This is a genomic window from Caballeronia jiangsuensis, assembly GCF_046030135.1.
Lineage (GTDB): Bacteria > Pseudomonadota > Gammaproteobacteria > Burkholderiales > Burkholderiaceae > Caballeronia > Caballeronia jiangsuensis.
The window spans coordinates 73,116-90,956 of the sequence record NZ_JAQQDB010000007.1 but is presented as its reverse complement, the minus strand read 5'-3'; the positions used below and the strand labels follow the sequence as shown (position 1 = coordinate 90,956).

The 17,841-nt window shown below is 64.4% G+C and carries 19 protein-coding genes; 13 read left to right on the top strand and 6 right to left on the bottom strand.

The genetic code is table 11. The features are described 5' to 3' along the window. Positions 1-45: 45 nt before the first annotated feature. From PQR08_RS09525 to mdcH, 10 genes are all read left to right on the top strand, one after another. On the top strand, positions 46-1,566 hold the full coding sequence (locus tag PQR08_RS09525; protein ID WP_250487312.1) for a purine-cytosine permease family protein: 1,521 nt from the start codon (positions 46-48) through the stop codon (positions 1,564-1,566). 26 nt (positions 1,567-1,592) lie between these two features. Continuing rightward, a complete protein-coding gene (gene betA / locus PQR08_RS09520) occupies positions 1,593-3,284 on the top strand; it encodes a choline dehydrogenase (RefSeq protein WP_408161266.1) in 1,692 nt (563 codons plus the stop codon). A gap of 254 nt (positions 3,285-3,538) precedes the next feature. Beyond that, positions 3,539-5,200 (top strand): malonate decarboxylase subunit alpha, encoded by a 1,662-nt coding sequence (gene mdcA / locus PQR08_RS09515; RefSeq protein ID WP_250487310.1) that lies wholly within the window; start codon positions 3,539-3,541, stop codon positions 5,198-5,200. Then, positions 5,200-6,090, top strand: a complete 891-nt coding sequence (locus PQR08_RS09510) for a triphosphoribosyl-dephospho-CoA synthase (protein ID WP_250487309.1) — start codon at positions 5,200-5,202, stop codon at positions 6,088-6,090. The genes mdcA and PQR08_RS09510 overlap by 1 nt, the downstream gene beginning before the upstream one ends. A gap of 8 nt (positions 6,091-6,098) precedes the next feature. Then, positions 6,099-6,407 carry a malonate decarboxylase subunit delta gene (locus PQR08_RS09505; RefSeq protein WP_035498982.1) on the top strand — a complete coding sequence of 103 codons (309 nt, stop codon included), beginning with the start codon at positions 6,099-6,101 and terminating at the stop codon, positions 6,405-6,407. A 5-nt stretch (positions 6,408-6,412) separates the two neighbouring features. Beyond that, positions 6,413-7,264 carry a biotin-independent malonate decarboxylase subunit beta gene (locus tag PQR08_RS09500; RefSeq protein WP_250487308.1) on the top strand — a complete coding sequence of 284 codons (852 nt, stop codon included), beginning with the start codon at positions 6,413-6,415 and terminating at the stop codon, positions 7,262-7,264. After that, entirely contained in the window at positions 7,261-8,076 is an 816-nt protein-coding gene (gene mdcE / locus PQR08_RS09495; protein WP_250487307.1) for a biotin-independent malonate decarboxylase subunit gamma, read from the top strand. The genes PQR08_RS09500 and mdcE overlap by 4 nt, the downstream gene beginning before the upstream one ends. Positions 8,077-8,134: 58 nt before the next feature. Further along, positions 8,135-8,530 (top strand): malonate transporter subunit MadL, encoded by a 396-nt coding sequence (madL, locus tag PQR08_RS09490; RefSeq protein WP_035498984.1) that lies wholly within the window; start codon positions 8,135-8,137, stop codon positions 8,528-8,530. A 14-nt stretch (positions 8,531-8,544) separates the two neighbouring features. Then, positions 8,545-9,312 carry a malonate transporter subunit MadM gene (madM, locus tag PQR08_RS09485; protein WP_187603580.1) on the top strand — a complete coding sequence of 256 codons (768 nt, stop codon included), beginning with the start codon at positions 8,545-8,547 and terminating at the stop codon, positions 9,310-9,312. 22 nt (positions 9,313-9,334) lie between these two features. Continuing rightward, positions 9,335-10,264 (top strand): malonate decarboxylase subunit epsilon, encoded by a 930-nt coding sequence (mdcH, locus tag PQR08_RS09480; protein ID WP_250487306.1) that lies wholly within the window; start codon positions 9,335-9,337, stop codon positions 10,262-10,264. 4 nt (positions 10,265-10,268) lie between these two features. On the opposite strand, the gene PQR08_RS09475 is transcribed toward mdcH, so the two are convergent. Then, positions 10,269-11,183 carry a LysR family transcriptional regulator gene (locus PQR08_RS09475; protein ID WP_035498987.1) on the bottom strand — a complete coding sequence of 305 codons (915 nt, stop codon included), beginning with the start codon at positions 11,181-11,183 and terminating at the stop codon, positions 10,269-10,271. Between the two features lie 208 nt (positions 11,184-11,391). Here PQR08_RS09475 and PQR08_RS09470 point away from each other — a divergent pair, with 208 nt between their 5' ends. From PQR08_RS09470 to PQR08_RS09460, 3 genes are all read left to right on the top strand, one after another. Then, the gene (locus tag PQR08_RS09470) at positions 11,392-12,297 is read left to right on the top strand and encodes a LysR family transcriptional regulator (protein WP_187603582.1); all 906 of its coding nucleotides are present in this window, start codon (positions 11,392-11,394) and stop codon (positions 12,295-12,297) included. Between the two features lie 145 nt (positions 12,298-12,442). Then, on the top strand, positions 12,443-13,147 hold the full coding sequence (locus PQR08_RS09465) for a glutathione binding-like protein (RefSeq protein ID WP_250487305.1): 705 nt from the start codon (positions 12,443-12,445) through the stop codon (positions 13,145-13,147). 83 nt (positions 13,148-13,230) lie between these two features. Next, entirely contained in the window at positions 13,231-13,689 is a 459-nt protein-coding gene (locus PQR08_RS09460) for a DUF4437 domain-containing protein (RefSeq protein WP_250487304.1), read from the top strand. A gap of 7 nt (positions 13,690-13,696) precedes the next feature. Here PQR08_RS09460 and PQR08_RS09455 read toward each other — a convergent pair whose 3' ends face one another. From PQR08_RS09455 to PQR08_RS09435, 5 genes are read right to left on the bottom strand one after another with little or no spacing between them, the layout of a single operon-like run. Then, the gene (locus PQR08_RS09455; RefSeq protein WP_250487303.1) at positions 13,697-14,710 is read right to left on the bottom strand and encodes a branched-chain amino acid ABC transporter permease; all 1,014 of its coding nucleotides are present in this window, start codon (positions 14,708-14,710) and stop codon (positions 13,697-13,699) included. 8 nt (positions 14,711-14,718) lie between these two features. Beyond that, on the bottom strand, positions 14,719-15,603 hold the full coding sequence (locus tag PQR08_RS09450; RefSeq protein WP_035498991.1) for a branched-chain amino acid ABC transporter permease: 885 nt from the start codon (positions 15,601-15,603) through the stop codon (positions 14,719-14,721). A 15-nt stretch (positions 15,604-15,618) separates the two neighbouring features. Then, positions 15,619-16,383 carry an ABC transporter ATP-binding protein gene (locus PQR08_RS09445; RefSeq protein ID WP_250487302.1) on the bottom strand — a complete coding sequence of 255 codons (765 nt, stop codon included), beginning with the start codon at positions 16,381-16,383 and terminating at the stop codon, positions 15,619-15,621. Next, the gene (locus tag PQR08_RS09440; RefSeq protein ID WP_250487301.1) at positions 16,364-17,134 is read right to left on the bottom strand and encodes an ABC transporter ATP-binding protein; all 771 of its coding nucleotides are present in this window, start codon (positions 17,132-17,134) and stop codon (positions 16,364-16,366) included. The genes PQR08_RS09445 and PQR08_RS09440 overlap by 20 nt, the downstream gene beginning before the upstream one ends. A gap of 10 nt (positions 17,135-17,144) precedes the next feature. Further along, positions 17,145-17,834, bottom strand: coding sequence for a DUF2848 domain-containing protein (locus PQR08_RS09435; protein WP_250487300.1), 690 nt, complete (start codon positions 17,832-17,834; stop codon positions 17,145-17,147). Positions 17,835-17,841: the final 7 nt, after the last annotated feature.

Sequence of the window (17,841 nt, the reverse complement as noted above, 5' to 3'; positions counted from 1 at the left end):
CGTCTCTCCCCTCTTACGGCATCAGCTTACTGATCGAGGTACGCGATGAAATCATACGAAAGCGCGGCGAGCACGAGCGCGGCGGCGAGCGAGCACGGCGCGATCGAAGGTCATTCGATCGACTTCATTCCCGAGCACGAGCGAACCGACCGGCTCTCGCGACAGGGGCCTTTCTGGTTCCTCGGCAACTTCACCTTCTTTACGATGACGATCGGCTTCGTCGGGCCGAGCGTCGGTCTCACGTCGTGGTGGACGACGATCGCCGGCACGCTCGGCATCATGTTCGGGACGCTGTTCATGGCGTTTCATGGCTCGCAAGGCCCGCATCTCGGCTTGCCGCAGATGATCCAGTCGCGCGCGCAGTTCGGCTATCGCGGCGTGATTCTCGTGCTGTTCGCGACGCTGTTCGTCTTCGCGGGCTTCAACATCGTCAATCTCGTGTTGATGATGCAAGGCCTGAAGACGCTGTTCGGCTGGGACCCGTTCAGGATAGCGCTCGCGGTCACCGTGCCGGCGTCGATCCTCGCCGTGCTCGGCCACGACTGGATGCATCGCAGCTTCAAATGGGCGCTGTATCTGTCGCTTCCGCTGTATGGGCTCGTCACCTTTGCGGTGCTGATGCACTGGGTCCATGACATCCCGCTGCCGGCAGCGGCGGCAGGCGCGACGCCACCGGCGCCGCTCGGCTTCAACTGGACAGGCTTCATCGCCCAGTTCGCGGCGGCCGCGAGCTACAACATCGCCTATGCGCCCTATGTGTCCGACTACTCGCGCTATCTGCCGAAGAACACGCCGGGCGGCAGGCTGATCGCGGCGGTTTTCGTGGGCGCGTCGCTGTCGGGTGCGTGGATGATCGCCGTCGGTGGCTGGCTCGCCGATCATCTGCATGCGAGCGATGTGCTCGTCGCGCTGAATCAGGTCGGCAGCGATCTCGCACCGGGGCTCGGCAGTGTGGTCGTCGCCGTCACGATACTCGCGTTCCTGCCCGTCATCGCGATGAACATCTACAGCGCGAAGCTCACGGCCATCACCGGCGTCGATTCGTTCAGGAAGATCCGGCCGACGGCCAGAACGCGCATCGTCGCGGTGCTGTTCGTCGTGTGCCTGCAACTCGGCGTGGCGTTGAGCATCTACACGTCGGGCAAGGGATTGTCGGTGCTGAACATCTATCTCGTTGTGATGCTGTACTTCCTCGTGCCGTGGACGGCGGTCAACCTCACCGACTATTTCTTCGTCCGCAAGGGCCGCTATGCGATCCCGCATTTTTTCATGCCGCACGGCAGCGTGTATGGCGCGTGGGGCGCGCGTGGACTGATCTCGTATGTCATCGGCTTCGCGGCGATGGTCCCCTTCTTCTGCATCTTCGATGGCCAGGACGAAGTCTATGTCGGTCCGCTCGCACGGGCGATCGGCAGTGTCGATCTGGCATGGCTGGTCGGCCTGTTGGTGTCGGCGATCGCGTACTTCCTGCTCGCACGCTCGCTCGACATGAGAAAGGAAGAGGCGGTCATCGCGCACATCGAAAGCACCCAGCCCCAGTACACGACCGGCGACAAGCGCTTCTAGGCCGAGCCGTCACTCAAGGAAAAGACATGTCAACCGATCAATACGATTACATCATCGTCGGGGCGGGTTCGGCCGGATGCGTGCTGGCCAACCGCCTCACCGAAAACCCGAATGTGCGCGTGCTGGTGCTGGAGTATGGCGGCAGCGATCGCAGCATCATCATCCAGATGCCGAGCGCGTTTTCGATGCCGATGAACACGAAGAAGTACAACTGGAAGTATCAGACCGCGCCGGAACCCCATCTCGAAGGACGCCAGTTGCATTGTCCGCGCGGCAAGGTGCTGGGCGGGTCTTCGTCGATCAATGGTCTCGTCTACATTCGCGGCCATGCCTGCGATTTCGACGAATGGGAATCGCTCGGTGCGCGAGGCTGGGAATACGCGAACTGCCTGCCGTATTTCCGGCGCGCCGAGAGCTACAAGTTCGGCGGCGATCAGTATCGTGGCGAGAGCGGGCCATTGTCGACGAACAACGGCAACAACATGCGCAATCCGCTGTACGGCGCATGGGTCGAGGCAGGCGCGCAAGCGGGCTACATCAAGACCGACGACTGCAACGGCTATATGCAGGAGGGCTTCGGCGCGATGCACATGACCGTCAAGGACGGCGTGCGCTGGTCCACCGCGAATGCCTATCTGCGCCCGGCGATGACGCGGCCCAACCTGCATGTCGTGACCCACGCGATGACACGTCGCGTGCTGATCGAAGGCAAGCGCGCGGTGGGCGTCGTCTACGATCAGGGCGGCGTGACGCATACCGCGCGCTGCCGCGCCGAAGTGCTGATTTCATCGGGGCCGATCGGTTCGCCTCATCTGCTTCAGCGCTCGGGCATCGGGCCGGCGGAGGTGCTGCGGCGCGCGGGCGTGGAGGTCATGCACGATCTGCCGGGCGTCGGAGAGAATCTGCAGGATCACGCCGAGATTTATATCCAGTACGCATGCAAGCAGCCCGTCACGCTCAACAGCAGGATGGACCCGTTCAGCAAGTTCATGATCGGGCTGCGCTGGCTGCTGTTCAAGGATGGCCTCGGGGCCAGCAATCACTTCGAAGCGGGCGGCTTCATCCGCTCGGAAGCGGGCCTGCGCTGGCCGGACATTCAGTTCCACTTCCTGCCCGCCGCCATGCGCTATGACGGCGACAAGCCGCTCAAGGGACACGGCTTCATGGTGCTCACCGGCCCCAACAAGCCGAAAAGCCGGGGTTATGTGCGCCTGAACGAAGCCGATCCCTATGCGCATCCCGAGATCCGCTTCAACTACCTCGAACGCGAGGAAGATCGCGAAGGATTCCGGCGATGCGTGCGCCTCACGCGCGAGATCATCACGCAACCGGCGATGGACCCGTTTCGGGATGTCGAGCTTGCACCCGGCCCGGGCGTCCAGACAGACGACGAGATCGACGCCTTTGTCCGTGCGAACCTGGAAAGCACGATGCATCCTTGCGGATCATGCCGCATGGGCGAAGACGCGATGGCCGTGGTCGATTCGGAACTGCGGGTGCGGGGAATGGAGGGGCTGCGCGTGATCGACTCGTCCGTTTTCCCGACCGAGCCGAACGGCAACCTGAACGCGCCCACGATCATGCTGGCCGAACGTGCCGCCGATCTGGTGAAAGGCGGTCCCATGCTCGAACCTTCGCACGCTGATGTGGGGCTCGCGGAAGGTTGGGAAACGCGGCAACGAACGCATCAGCCTAAGCGCAAGTTGCATCACGCTTGAACGACGGGCGCGTTGTCGATGCACGGGCGGCGAAACGGCCGTTCGGCCGGAAATGTCCGCCCGTGCACTTCGGCCAAGCCGCCGCGAGGGAAAACCCTCATCATCGAACTTCGGCCCCACAGCCCCGCCCCGCGCGGCACAGAGGATGTGCCCCAATCGATCGTTACCCTGACGATAACGAACGCATTCCGAAGCTGATTGAACGCGCCTCTCCCGCTCCCTAGACTCGCTTCAAGTCTTGAGCGAGAGTCCACATGTCCAGTCAAAGTCAGAGCCAGTCCCGCTGGGCCACGCGCCGCGCGGACAAACATCGTCGGCTTGCGCGGGTTGCATCGATAGCGGACGGCATGGTGCTGCCTACCGAACGCATCGTCGATGTCCTGCAAGCGCTCGTCGCCCCGGGCGACCGCGTGGTCGTCGAGGGAAACAACCAGAAGCAGGCGGATTTTCTGTCGCGTTCGCTTGCGAAGGTCGATCCGGAAGTCGTCCACGATCTGCATCTCATCATTCCGAGCGTGAGCCGCGCCGAACATCTCGATCTCTTCGAGCGCGGCATCGCAAGAAAGCTCGACTTCGCGTATGCCGGCGCGCAAAGCCTGCGCATCTCGCAGTTCCTTCAGGACGGCATCCTGGAGATCGGCGCAATTCATACCTACATCGAGCTGTATGCGCGGCTCTATGTGGACCTGACGCCGAACGTCGTGCTGTGCGCGGGCTACAAGGCGGATCGCGCAGGCAATCTCTATACCGGTCCGAGCACCGAGGACACGCCCTCGCTCGTCGAAGCCGCCGCCTTTCGCGACGGCATCGTGATCGCGCAAGTCAACGAGATCGTCGACGATCCGAAAGACCTGCCGCGCGTCGATATCCCCGGCTCGTGGATCGATTTCGTCGTGCAGGCCGACAAGCCCTTCTTCATCGAGCCGCTCTTCACGCGCGATCCACGTCTCATCACGCCGATCCAGGTCCTGATGGCGATGATGGCCATTCGCGGCATCTACGAGCGGCATCAGGTGCAGTCGCTCAATCACGGCATCGGCTTCAACACCGCCGCGATCGAACTGATCCTGCCGACCTACGGCGAAAGGCTCGGCCTCAAGGGCAAGATCTGCCGTCACTGGACGCTCAATCCGCATCCGACGCTGATCCCCGCGATCGAAACCGGCTGGGTCGAGAGCGTGCACTGCTTCGGCGGCGAGCTCGGGATGGAAGCGTATGTCGCGCAACGGCCCGACATCTTCTTCACCGGCCGCGACGGCTCCATGCGCTCCAATCGCACGATGTGCCAGCTCGCCGGGCAATACGCGGTGGACATGTTCATCGGCTCGACGTTGCAGATGGATGGCGCAGGCAATTCATCGACGGTCACGCACGGGCGGCTCACCGGCTTCGGCGGCGCCCCGAACATGGGCCACGATCCGCACGGCCGGCGCCACGCCACGCCCGCATGGCTCGATCTGCTGCAAACGGACAGCCCGCTCGAACGCGGCCGCAAGCTCGTCGTGCAAATGGTCGAGACGTTCCAGGCGGGCGGCCAGCCGACCATCGTTGAATCGATCGATGCCGTCGAGGTCGGCCGCGAGTCCGGCATGCCGCTCGCACCGGTCATGATCTATGGCGACGACGTCACGCACGTGCTGACCGAGGAAGGCATCGCGTATCTCTACAAGGCGCGCTCGCTTGAACATCGCAAGGAGATGATCGCGGCCGTCGCGGGCGTCACGCCTGTCGGCCTCAAGAGCGACGCAGGCAAGCTTGCCGCGCTGCGCCGCGATGGCTTCGTCGCGCTGCCCGAGGACCTCGGCGTCCATCGCAGCGAGGCGAGCCGGTCGCTGCTCGCCGCGAAGAGCATGGCCGATATCGTCGACTGGTCGGACGGGCTGTACGAACCGCCCGCGCGCTTTCGGAGCTGGTAATGCGCGAGAACCTCGCTATGCACGCGGCGCAGCCGCTGCGCCGCGCGCCGGATCTGGCCGGGCGTTTCGGCGCGCATGTAGTGCAAGCGCTGATCGATGAAGTCACGCTTGCGCCGAAACCCGGCCTCGTCGATATCCGCAGCCGTGGCGCGCATCGCGATCTCGACTGGAGCCTGATGTGCGTATCGGCGCTTGCATTGCAGCCGACGTTCGTCGAGCTGGCGCACGCCGGCATCGATATCGAACCGATGCGTGCGCTGCGCGAGCGTATCGGCGCAATCGGACGCGACGGCGAAGCGCGCATGCTCGACGCGACCGGCGGCGTGAACACACATCGCGGCGCGATCTGGGCGCTCGGGCTGCTCGTGACCGCAGCGGCGCGCGAACCTTCCGAACTCGATCCGCGAGTCGTCGCGTCGCGTGCCGGCTCCATCGCTCGCGTGCAGGATCGCCACGCCCCGGCGATCACCGGCAACAAGGGCGACCAGGCGTGCCTCGACTACAACGTCGGCGGCGCGCGCGGACAGGCGCGAGCCGGCTTTCCGCATGTCGTGGACATCGCGCTGCCGGAACTCATGCGCTCGCGCGCGCGTGGCGACAGCGAAACGGCTGCGCGCCTCAACGCATTGCTCGCCGTGATGGCGACGCTCGACGACACCTGCGTGCTCGCGCGCGGCGGCCGCGACGCGCTCGCCGAGATGCAGCACGGCGCGCGCTGCGTGCTCGAACGAGGCGGCGCCGCCGCGCTCGCGGGCCGCCGCGAACTGAAGACGCTCGACCGGCGTCTCGTCGAACTGCACGTATCGCCCGGCGGCGCCGCCGATCTGCTCGCCGCAGCCCTCTTTCTCGACCGGCTTCAGGGCGAAGCCGATCGGCCGTCGAACGCATAGGAACACACATGGAAACCATCGTCCTCGAATTCCCGGCGGGGCAGCCCGCGCAAGGCCGCGCGCTCGTGGGCGTCGTCGCTTCGGGCGACCTCGAAGTGCTGCTCGAAGCGAACGCGGCGAATCGCACGGTCGTGAACATCACGACGTCCGTCGACGGAAAAGGCCGCCTCTGGCAGGCCGTGCTCGAACGCATTTTCGGCGACGGCTCGCTGCCTGCCGCGAAGCTCGAAATCAACGATTCGGGCGCGACGCCGGGCGTCGTGCAGATGCGCATCGGGCAAGTCTTCGAACAACTGCAATCAACCGGCGGAGCGTGAAGATCATGGATACACAGCAACTGCTCGAACGCCAGAGCTTCATCGAACTGGATGCGCGCAGCCGCGCAAAAAGGCTCCTCGACCAAGGCACGTTCAGCGAACTGCTCGATCCGTTCCAGCGCGTCACGTCGCCGTGGCTCATGCGCCAGGGCATCGTCACGCAGGCCGACGACGGCATGGTGGTCGCGAAGGGCGCTATCGACGGGCAGCCCGCCGTCGTGCTCGGCATCGACGGCGGATTCCAGGGCGGCAGCATGGGCGAGGTGTCGGCGGCGAAGATCGCGGGCAGCCTCGAACTCGCGGCCGAGGACAATCGCAACGGCATTCCGACGCGCGCGGTGATCCTCTTCGAAACGGGCGGCGTGCGCCTGCAGGAAGCCAATCTCGGGCTCGCGGCGATCGCCGAGATTCACGCGGGCATCGTCGACTTGCGGCGCTACCAGCCGGTGATCGGCATCACGGCCGGGCCGATCGGCTGCTATGGCGGCATGTCGATCGCGGCGGGGCTGTGCAGCTATCTGATCGGCACGCGCGAGGCGCGCCTCGGTCTCAACGGCCCGGCGGTCATCGAGCAGGAAGCGGGCATCGCCGAATTCGATTCGCGCGACCGTCCGATGATCTGGAGCTTCACCGGTTGCGAGCAACGGCATCGCGCGGGCCTCGTCGATGACTACGTCGCCGACGACGCCGATGCGATTCGCGCGGCCGTCATCGACCTGTTTCGCGCGGGGCGGCCCGACGCATGCCGCAGCGAACGCGTCGCGGGATTCCTCGCGCGCTTGTCCGAGGTCGATCCGGGCGTGCAGGCCACGCCCGAACAGGCAGCCGCCATCTATGGCAAGGGGTTTCAGTCATGAGCACACAAGAGCTTTCGAAGCGCGGCGCGGTCTGGCTCGACGCGCTCACGTACAGCGCGCCGTTGCAGCCCGGCTATCCGCCGTCCGTGCGTGTCGCCGATGCGCGGCTGGGCGAGCATCGCGCGCGCTACATCGCCGTGGTGCCCGATCCGGATAACCCGTTTCCGCGCGCGCGCAGCGGCGAGGTCGGGCTTGTCGAGGCGTGGGAACTCGCGCGGGCGGTGCGCGATGTCATCGCGGCCGACAAGGCGCACGACGAGAAGCGCGCGATCGTCGCGGTCATCGATGTCGCGAGTCAGGCGTATGGACGGCGCGAAGAAGCGTATGGCATTCACCAGGCGCTCGCCGGTGCCGCGGATGCTTACGCCAGCGCGCGGCTCGCGGGTCATCCGGTGATCGGGCTGATCGTCGGGCGCGCGATGTCGGGGGCGTTTCTCGCGCACGGCTATCAGGCCAACCGGCTGATCGCGCTCGCCGATTCGCAGGTCATGGTTCATGCGATGGGCAAGGAATCGGCCGCGCGGGTCACGCTGCGCTCGGTCGCGGATCTCGAAGCGTTCACGGCGCGCGTGCCGCCGATGGCCTACGACATCGACAACTATGCGTCCCTCGGACTGCTGTGGAAGCTCCTGAGCGTAAGCGACGCCGATGCGCCCAGCCGCGCCGATCAGACCGCCGTCGAGAAGTCCCTGCAAGCCGCCTTCGACGACATTCGCCGCGACCCTTCACGCGGTTTGGAAAGCCGGCTCGGCAGCGAGCATCGTGCTGCTTCCGCGACGGTGCGGCGCAAGTTGCGGGAGCAGTGGCGCTAGAACCCGCCTTGCGCAGCGGCTCGCTGGAAACCAATAAATTCATTAACGGAGACACGACATGATCATCTACGGAACCGCCCTCCTGGCGTTCTGCCACCTCGCAGGACTCTTTCTCGGCGATTTGCTCGGCGTTGCCATCGGCGTGAAGACGAACGTCGGCGGCGTCGGCATCGCCATGTTGCTGCTGATTTTCCTGCGCCTCTATCTGCACAAGAAGGGCTGGCTGCCGAAGGAGACCGAAGCGGGCGTGGGCTTCTGGGGCGCGATGTATATCCCCGTCGTCGTCGCGATGGCGGCGAACCAGAACGTTGTCGCCGCGCTCAAGGGCGGCCCCGTCGCGCTGCTGTCGGCGCTGGGCGCTGCCGCCGTCTGCGCGGGCTGCATCGCCGTTCTTTCCCGCACCGGTCACGACAGCACGTCGTTCGTGAGCGCCCCGCACCTCGAAGAAATCTGAAGCAGGAGACAGCCATGCTGCATATGCTCGACAAGATTTTGATCCAGAACGGCCTCGTCACGTCGTTCTTCCTCGTGGGCCTCATCATGTGGGTGTCGTCGCTGATTTCGCGCAAGCTGACCTTCGGGCGCGTGCACGGCTCTGCGATCGCGATCGTCATCGGCCTCGTGCTCGCCTACATCGGCGGCGCGTTCACCGGAGGACAGAAAGGTCTCGCGGACCTGCCGCTCTTCACCGGCGTCGGCCTGATGGGCGGTGCGATGCTGCGCGACTTCGCCATCGTCGCGACCGCGTTCGAAGTGCAGGCGACCGAAGCGCGCAAGGCGGGGCTGATCGGCGTGGTGTCGCTGCTGCTCGGGACGGTGCTGCCGTTCATCGTCGGCGCGAGCATCGCCCATGCGTTCGGCTACACCGATGCCGTCAGCATGACGACCATCGGTGCGGGCGCGGTCACGTATATCGTGGGTCCGGTGACGGGCGCGGCGATCGGCGCGAGCTCGGATGTGATCGCGCTCAGCATCGCGACGGGTCTCATCAAGGCGATCATCGTGATGATCGGCACGCCGATCGCGGCGGGCTTCATGGGGCTGAAGACGCCACGTTCCGCGATGATCTTCGGCGGGCTGGCCGGCACGGTGAGCGGCGTCAGCGCGGGACTGGCCGCAACCGACCGCCGGCTCGTTCCCTACGGCGCGCTGATCGCGACCTTCCATACGGGCGTCGGCTGCCTGCTCGGACCGTCGCTGTTGTTCTTCGCGACCAAGGCGCTGATGGGCGCGTGATCCGCCAAGGAGATGCAGCATCATGAGCGTGCTATTCACGTTTCCGGGCCAGGGCTCGCAGCGCGCCGGCATGCTGCACGCGCTGCCGGCGCACGCGGAAGCCGCCCGCACGCTCGAAGAAGCCAGCGACGTGCTCGGCTACGACGTGAAGTCCATCGACGACGCGGCAGCGCTTCGCTCGACCGTCGCCGTGCAGCTTTGTCTGTTGATCGCGGGCGTCGCTCAGGCGCGCGTCATTCGGGCGTGCGGCCACGAGCCCGACATGGTGTCGGGACTGTCGATCGGCGCGTATCCCGCCGCCGTGATCGCCAGCGCCCTCGCCTACTCCGACGCCATCAGGCTCGTCGCGTTGCGCGGCCAGTCGATGGAGCGCGCCTATCCGGGCGGCTACGGCATGACTGCGATCGTCGGCATGACGCAACGAGCGCTCGAACGGCTGATCGCGCAAGTGCACGGCGATGTCTTCCTCGCGAACATCAACACGGAAACGCAGATGGTCGTCGCGGGCAGCGATGCCGCGATGCAACGTCTGTCCAAGCTTGCCATCGAGCAGGGCGCGCAACGTTGCGAGCGTCTCGATGTCGCGGTGCCATCGCATTGCGCCCTGCTCGACGCGCCCGCGGCCTCCCTCGCCGAAGCATTCGCACACGTCGACGTCCGCGCGCCAGGTATCGTGTATCTGAGCAGCAGCGCCGCGCGGCCGCTTTTCGACGGCGCGCGCATCGCCGCCGATCTTGCCGGCAATATGGCGCGGCCGGTGCGCTGGCACGACACGATGAGACTCGCGTGGGAGCGCGGCGCGCGCCTCGCTATCGAGATGCCGCCCGCAAACGTCCTGACGCGGATGGCCGGCCCGATTTTCGCGGAGGGCGTCGCGGTGAGTTGCAGCGAGACCTCGCTGACGGACCTCGGCGCGCTCGTCGAGCGCGAACGGACACGCGACGAACGCTGAAGCGTCAGCCGGCGCTTCTCGTGCGCAGACGGCAGACGGCCATCAGCGCGAGCAGGTTCGGGTCGCGCTCGCGCGCGCGCAGGAAGCTCACGCCGATAGTCTGGCGCATCAGGTACTGCGGCTTGAGCGGAATGAATTGCACCTTGTCGCCGAAGACGCCGCGCACGCGCCCGGGCAGAAGCGTGTAGCCGACGCCGCCGCTCACGAGGTTCATCAGCGAGAAGATATCGCCGGTGCGCATCGTCACGTTCGGCGTGAAGTCGGCGACGCGAAATGCCTCGACGAAACCGTGATAGGTCGCAAAGCCCTCGCCGAGCGAAACGAATGCTTCGTCGCGGCAGTCGCGCAGATCGACTGCTTCCTGATTTGCGTAGGCGGAACCCGCCGGTGCGGCGAAGAAAATATCGTCTTCGAAAAGGGGGATGGATTCGATCTCGGGTTCGGCATCCGGCACCGCCATCAGCGCCGCATCGATTTCGCCCCGCTTCAGTTTGTCGACCAGTTCTACGTTCGGACCGAGCACCAGTTCGACGTGCAGTGTCGGCCTGCGCACCTTGATATCGACGACGATGCCGGGCACCGTTTTAATGGTCAGCGAATACAGCGAACCGATCCTGAGCCGGTCTGACGAATAACCCGCCGCCTCGCGTGTCGCGCGAATGCCGTCGGACATCAGCGTCATCACCTCTTGCGCCACGTCGGCGAGCATCTGCGCCGCTTCGGTCGACTTGAGATTGCGGCCCTCGTGACGGAACAGCGCGCATCGCACGCCTTGCTCGAGCGAGTGCAGCGCGCGGTGCACGCTGACCGTGCTCACGTTCAGCGCTTCGGCCGCCTTCGCCAGATTGCCCGTCTCCATGAATGCGAGCAGGACTTCGAGCTTGCGGAAGGTGATCTCATCGTCGATTCGGTCGCGCATCTTGGTTCATCGAGTGGTCGAATGTCCTGATTATCGCCTCGCAATCGCGTTGGACGAATAGCGTTTATCCCTCAACGCGTTGTTGTTAGCCTCGCGGTACGCCCGCTTCCCATATCATTGCCTATCGTTCATCGAGTCTCCGCCCATCCGCCGGGACTCGATAGCGCACGGCAACTGCCTCGATTCTTCTTTCGGGTCGCGTCGAAATATGGACAAACTTCAGGCTATGGCGACTTACGTGACGGTCGTCGAAACAGAAGGTTTTTCTTCGGCGGCACGCAAGCTCCAGGTCTCGACATCCGTTATCAGCCGTCTGGTCAACGATCTCGAGGAGCATCTCGGTGTGCGCCTTCTGAACCGCACAACGCGCATCGTCCGAACGACGGATGCCGGCGCCGCATTCTTCGATGAATGCCGCCGCGTTCTCGCGACCGTGGAGGCGGCGGAACTCGCCGCGGCCGGCGCGCGCACGTCGCCGCGAGGCCAGCTGACGGTGACCGCGCCCATCGTTCTCGGCAATACCCATGTGACGCCGATCGTCCAGGAATATCTCGCGCGATATCCGGATGTCATCGCGAGCTGCTGGTTTCTGGACCGAACCGTGAATCTGGTCGACGAGGGCGTCGACGTTGCGATCCGTATCGGCGATCTGCCCAATTCTTCTCTTCAGGCAATCTCGGTGGGCAAGGTGCGCAGCCTTCTTTGCGCGTCGCCGGCCTATCTCCAGGCACGCGGCGAGCCGCAAAAGCCCGAGGATCTCACGTCACATGTGACGATCCAGTCGCTTCCCTCGACGCCATCGCCCGAATGGCGCTTTCGCGTGGACGGCAAGCCGATCGTCGTGCCCATCCAGCCACGCCTGATCACGACGACAAACGACTCGGCGATGTCGGCTGCGATATCCGGACTGGGAATCGTGTGCCTGCTGTCCTGTCAGATCGCACCCGCGCTGGCGGCAGGAAAGCTGCAAGTCGTGCTGCCGGAGCACGAGCTGGCCACGCTTCCCATCAACGTCGTGCATCGCGAAGGCAGACACGTCAATCAAAAGGTGCGCGTATTCGTCGATCTGGCGGTGGAAACGTTGAGGGCCGACACCGCACTGTGGTACGCATAGCCGACGCGCGCAGCCTCAGCTTTCGCGTTTCGCGAAAGATCCTTTCGGGCTAGCCCTGTTTCTCACCTTCCGGCCACGGCACATACTGGGCGTCATCAATCGCACGAACCGTGTGATCCCCCGTATGACTAGTGAGAAATCCATCATGAACACAGCAGCGAACGCGACTGCCGCCGGCGTCGACTTCTATTACTGGCCGACGCCCAACGGTCAGAAGGTCGCCATTTTCCTCGAAGAAGCGCTGGTGAATTACCGGGTTCACCCCGTCGATATCGGGAAGGGTGTTCAGTTCACGCCTGAATTCGAGAAGCTTTCCCCAAACAATCGAATGCCTGCCATTGTCGACCGTGAACTCGACGTGTCGATCTTTGAGTCCGGCGCGATTCTTCTGCACCTCGCCGAGAAAACGCGCCGGTTCATTCCGACGAACCCGCAGGGTCGCGTCGAAGTCTTGCAATGGCTGTTCTGGCAGGTGGCCGGCCTCGGGCCGATCCTGGGCCAGACAGTCTTCTTTCGAAACTATGCGCCGGAAGCGCAGCCGCTCGCGATCGACCGGTTCAGTAAAGAAGCAAAGCGCCTCTACGCAGTTCTGAACAAGCGCCTGGCCGATCGGGAATACATTGCGAACGAGTATTCCATTGCCGATATGGCCGCTTTCCCGTGGGCTTTGCAGTACGCCGCGCAGGGGATTGCCCTGGATGAGTTTCCACATGTCGCCCGCTGGCTGGATCGCGTCGGCAATCGACCTGCCGTGAAACGCGCATACGCGCTGGGTGAAGAGATCCGTCCTTCGCAATTGACGGATGAGCATCGCAAACAACTGTACGGTCAGCAAACGCAAAAAGCCTGAACACACGGTGCCGGGGTTTTATCTCCGGGCCGAAATTCTTCGCAGCAAACAATAGATTCGACAACATCCTAAAGGAATCCGAAATGTCTTTCTCAACCAAAGCCAAACGACTCGCAGCAGCAGCAGCATTTCTCGCGGCACTCCCCGTACTTGCAGCAGCGGCCGGCGACAAAGCCGATCTTTACGCCGATACATCGAAGGTCGTTCCAGTAACCGAGTTGAAGTTCTACCAGAACAAGGAAGGTCTGACCATCGCGAACGGCTGGGGCGACCCGGCGTCCAGTGTTCATAGCAACTACATCAAGATGGCTGGCGGCACTGCCAGCGGCGTGCACACGCACACCTACTCGTATTACGGCGTCGTCATTGCTGGCGTCGTCGCCAACGAAGCGCCCGGCTCGAGGCAGGATCATCCGCTTGCGGCCGGCTCGTACTGGTATCAGAAAGGCGGCGAACAGCACGTGACGAAGTGCATCTCGCAGACCGAGTGCATCTTCTTCGTCACGTCCAAAGGTCCGTTCGATTATCTGCCTGCCAAGTAACGACAACTCAGGTACCGTCGTGGCTGACCAGATGCGCGGGCAAGCGTCCGCCTTCACGGTCACGACGACCGTACCACTGAGCCAGCTCCCCCACGATGCCGCGCCGGAACAGCAGCACGCAGGCGACAAACATGATCCCGGTCACGATGCTGACCGATTCGCCCAGCCCCTGAAACCACGCGATATGCGTAAGCTCCGCGAGCCACGTGCCGAACGCGGCCAGCTTCGTTTCGAGCCCGACGACGATCACCGCGCCGACCGCCGGGCCGAACCGCGTGCCGAGACCGCCCAGCAGGGTCATGAGAATCACGGTGCCCGACATCGTCCAGTGCACGTCGTACAGCGTGGCGAAGCCGAGCACGAGCGTCTTCATCGCGCCGGCAAGGCCCGCACATGCAGCCGATATGACGAACGCCAGCAGCTTGAAGCGATCGACGTCGTAGCCGAGCGAAACCGTGCGCGCCTCGTTCTCCTTCAGCGCGCCGAGAATCCGGCCGAACGGCGAATCGATCACGCGGCCGATGAACGCGAACGCCATCGCACCGATGGCCAGCACGACGTAGTAGAGCGTCAGGTCGTCGAGCGGGAGCACGCCGAACAGCCGCCCGCGCGGCACGCCCTGCATGCCGTCCTCGCCGCCCGTGAACGGCGCCTGCACGCAGAAGAAATAGATCATCTGGGCGAGCGCGAGCGTGACCATCGCGAGGTAGATGCCCTTGCGGCGAATCGCGAGCAAGCCCATCACGAGGCCGAGCGCGGCCCCAGTGCCCGCGCCGAGCAGCAACGCGGCTTCGGGCGGCAAACCGTGATCGCGCAACGCGCTGCCCGCGACGTAGGCCGCGACGCCGAAGAACGCCGCATGACCGAACGACAGCAGACCGACATAGCCGAGCAGCAGGTTCAGCGACGTGGCGAACAACGCGAAGCACATGAGCTTCATCATGAAGACCGGATAGGCGCCGAGCCACGGCGCGGCGGCGAGGACGGCCAATGCGACGACGAATGCGAAGCGGTTATGCATGAGACACCTCATTTCGATTGACCGAACAGCCCGGCGGGACGCACGAGCAGAACCAGCGCCATGACGGCGAACACCACCGTCGCCGAAGCCTCCGGATAGAACAGCTTCGTCAGGCTTTCGAGGATGCCGAGCGCGAGACTCGTCAGCACCGATCCGGCGATCGAACCCATCCCGCCGATCACGACGATCGCGAACACGGTGATGATCACGCTCTGCCCCATCAGCGGCGACACCTGCATGACCGGCGCGGCGAGCACGCCCGCGAACGCGGCGATCGCAACGCCGAAGCCATAGCTCAGCGACACCATGCGCGGCACATCGACCCCGAACGCCGCGACGAGGCGCGGGTTCTCGGTCGCCGCGCGCAACAGCGCGCCGAGTTGCGTGCGCTCGATCGCCCACCACGCCGCCCCGCACACGGCGAGCGATGCGACGACGACCCATGCGCGATACGCGGGCAGCATCATGAAGCCGAGATCGACGGCGCGCGCGAGGCTATCGGGCGCGGCGTACGACATCCCCGAGACGCCGTACACGGAACGCGACAGCCCCTCGAAGATCAGCGTGACGCCGAGCGTGAGCAAGAGGCCGTACAGATGATCGAGCTTGTAGAGACGGCGCAGCATCGAACGTTCGACCAGCACGCCGACCGCGCCCACCGCCAGCGGCGCGATAACGAGCATCAGCCAGTAGTCGAAGCCGAAGTAATTCGTGCCCATCCACGCGAACAGCGCGCCGAGCATGAAGAACGCGCCGTGCGTGAAATTGATCACGTTCAACAGGCCGAAGATGAGAGACAGGCCGAGGCTCAGCACGGCATAGAAGCAGCCGTTCATCAGACCGAGGACGAGCTGGCCCGATACCGCCTGTAGCGGCATACCAAAGAATTCCATGACGTTTCGCTCCGGTCAGATGTTGAGCAGCGCTTGCAGCGTGGCCGTTTTCTCGGGAAGACGAGCCGACTCGAAGGCATCGACGATGCGTCCGTGCTCCATCACATAGAAGCGATCGGCGAGCGGCGCGGCGAAGCGAAAGTTCTGCTCGACGAGCAGAATCGTGAAGCCCCGCGACTTCAGCAGCCTGATGACGCGCGCGAGCGTCTGCACGATCACCGGCGCGAGCCCTTCGGAGATTTCATCGAGCAGAAGAATGTCGGCGCCGGTGCGCAGAATGCGCGCGATCGCGAGCATCTGCTGCTCGCCTCCCGACAGACGCGTGCCCTGACTCGCGCGACGCTCGGCCAGGTTCGGGAACATCGCGTAGATTTCTTCGAGCGGCATCGGCGTGCCCTTCGCGTCCGGCAGACGCGGCGGCAGCAACAGATTCTCTTCGCACGACAGCCCCGCGAAGATGCCGCGCTCCTCCGGGCAATAGCCGACGCCGAGGCGCGCCACGCGCTGCGGCTCGTGGCCGATCGTCTCGCGTCCATCGATGCGGATCGAGCCGCTGCGCCGATCGGTCAAGCCCATGATCGCCTTCAGCGTCGTGCTGCGGCCCGAGCCGTTGCGCCCGAGCAGCGTGACCACCTCGCCGCGCGCCGCACGCAGGTCCACGCCATGCAGAATATGCGATTCGCCGTACCACGCTTCGAGGCCCACGACACGCAGCGCGTCTTCGCATGTCGCCGTGTCGATGCCGGCATCATCCGGCGCTTCAATGTGCGAGCGATTCATTTTCGGTCCCCATGTACGCTTCCTTCACTTGCGGGTTCGCGGAGACGGAAGCGTAATCGCCTTCCGCCAGAATCTCGCCACGCTGAAGCACCGTGATCGTGTCCGCGATGCTCGACACCATCTTCATGTTGTGCTCGACCATCAGGATCGTCCTTCCGCTCGATACCTTTTTGATGAGCGCCGTCACGCGATCGACGTCCTCGTGTCCCATGCCCTGCGTCGGTTCATCGAGCAGCATCAGCACAGGATCCATCGCGAGTGTCGTGGCGATTTCGAGCGCGCGCTTGTGGCCGTATGACAGCTCGACGGTCTTCACATCGGCGTATGCGGCGAGGCCGACCTCGCCGAGCAAATCGAGTGCGCGCTCCCGCAATCGCGTCAGCATCGCGCTGCTTTTCCAGAAGCAAAACGACACGCCGAGCGGACGCTGCAAGGCGATGGTCACGTTCTCGACCGGCGTCAGATGCGGGAACACCGCCGATATCTGGAACGAGCGGATCACGCCCTTGCGCGCGATCGCCGCGGGCGCGGCGCGCGTGATCTCGCGGCCATCGAAAAAGATCTGTCCCGAAGTCGGCGTCAGGAACTTCGTCAGCAGGTTGAAGCACGTGGTCTTGCCCGCGCCGTTCGGTCCGATCAGCGCGTGGATCGTGCCTCGCCGCACACGAAGATCGATGCCCTTGACGGCCGTGAAGCCGTTGAACTGCCTGGTTAAACCCTTTGTCTCCAGAATCATGTCTGCATGCGTCATCGCGCTCTCCTCAGCCCATCACCGGCAGCGTCTCGATCTCATAAGCGTGCCGCAGCGCGCGGCCGAGCACCGGGTCTTCGAGCACGGTCTCGAAGCGCTGCGCCGGGCGAATTCCGCCGATGGCCGCCAGCGTGCCGCAGAGCATCGCGGTTCCATCGACGAACTCGCCGCCGCGTTGCGCGAACTGGTCGAGCAAGTCCTGCGGCGAGCGCATCGCGGTTACCTTGCCGTCCTGATAGAGCACGCGTTCGCCGTCGATCGTCGCGTACGAACGCAGCAGCAACGCATCCCAGTGATCCGCCACGTCGCTTAGCCGCCACAGCGTGTTCGAGCACGGCTTGTCGCACATCTGCTTCGACACGGTGATGCCATAGGCCTCGACCTGCCGATCCGTGTGATCGGAAGCCACGCCGACGAACACTTCGCCGCCGTCCTTCACCAGCACGAATTCCGCTTCGCCGCTGCTCTCCTCGCCCGAGACCTGCATCGTCGATGCAGGCCCGAAGCGATCGGCCGCCACGCGATAGAACACCGGGGTATAGGCAGGCCTTTTGATGCCCAGTTCTTCGAGCTCGCGGATGTGCTTCTCCATCGCTTCGGTGTCGCGTCCGGTCCAGCCCGCGATGACGAGCGTGTCGATTGAAATGGCGCGCTCGACACTGCCGTCGCGCGTTTCGATGTTGAATGTGATGGCCTTCATCAGTGTC

Coding starts and splice junctions, on each gene's coding strand:
- PQR08_RS09510 (WP_250487309.1), top strand. CDS start 5,200: ATGCGCGAGAACCTCGCTATGCACGCGGCGCAGCCGCTGCGCCGCGCG.
- PQR08_RS09440 (WP_250487301.1), bottom strand. CDS start 17,134: ATGACGCATGCAGACATGATTCTGGAGACAAAGGGTTTAACCAGGCAG.
- PQR08_RS09500 (WP_250487308.1), top strand. CDS start 6,413: ATGGATACACAGCAACTGCTCGAACGCCAGAGCTTCATCGAACTGGAT.
- PQR08_RS09450 (WP_035498991.1), bottom strand. CDS start 15,603: ATGGAATTCTTTGGTATGCCGCTACAGGCGGTATCGGGCCAGCTCGTC.
- PQR08_RS09455 (WP_250487303.1), bottom strand. CDS start 14,710: ATGCATAACCGCTTCGCATTCGTCGTCGCATTGGCCGTCCTCGCCGCC.
- mdcH (WP_250487306.1), top strand. CDS start 9,335: ATGAGCGTGCTATTCACGTTTCCGGGCCAGGGCTCGCAGCGCGCCGGC.
- PQR08_RS09475 (WP_035498987.1), bottom strand. CDS start 11,183: ATGCGCGACCGAATCGACGATGAGATCACCTTCCGCAAGCTCGAAGTC.
- PQR08_RS09505 (WP_035498982.1), top strand. CDS start 6,099: ATGGAAACCATCGTCCTCGAATTCCCGGCGGGGCAGCCCGCGCAAGGC.
- PQR08_RS09525 (WP_250487312.1), top strand. CDS start 46: ATGAAATCATACGAAAGCGCGGCGAGCACGAGCGCGGCGGCGAGCGAG.
- mdcA (WP_250487310.1), top strand. CDS start 3,539: ATGTCCAGTCAAAGTCAGAGCCAGTCCCGCTGGGCCACGCGCCGCGCG.
- mdcE (WP_250487307.1), top strand. CDS start 7,261: ATGAGCACACAAGAGCTTTCGAAGCGCGGCGCGGTCTGGCTCGACGCG.
- madM (WP_187603580.1), top strand. CDS start 8,545: ATGCTGCATATGCTCGACAAGATTTTGATCCAGAACGGCCTCGTCACG.
- PQR08_RS09465 (WP_250487305.1), top strand. CDS start 12,443: ATGAACACAGCAGCGAACGCGACTGCCGCCGGCGTCGACTTCTATTAC.
- madL (WP_035498984.1), top strand. CDS start 8,135: ATGATCATCTACGGAACCGCCCTCCTGGCGTTCTGCCACCTCGCAGGA.
- PQR08_RS09435 (WP_250487300.1), bottom strand. CDS start 17,834: ATGAAGGCCATCACATTCAACATCGAAACGCGCGACGGCAGTGTCGAG.
- betA (WP_408161266.1), top strand. CDS start 1,593: ATGTCAACCGATCAATACGATTACATCATCGTCGGGGCGGGTTCGGCC.
- PQR08_RS09470 (WP_187603582.1), top strand. CDS start 11,392: ATGGACAAACTTCAGGCTATGGCGACTTACGTGACGGTCGTCGAAACA.
- PQR08_RS09445 (WP_250487302.1), bottom strand. CDS start 16,383: ATGAATCGCTCGCACATTGAAGCGCCGGATGATGCCGGCATCGACACG.
- PQR08_RS09460 (WP_250487304.1), top strand. CDS start 13,231: ATGTCTTTCTCAACCAAAGCCAAACGACTCGCAGCAGCAGCAGCATTT.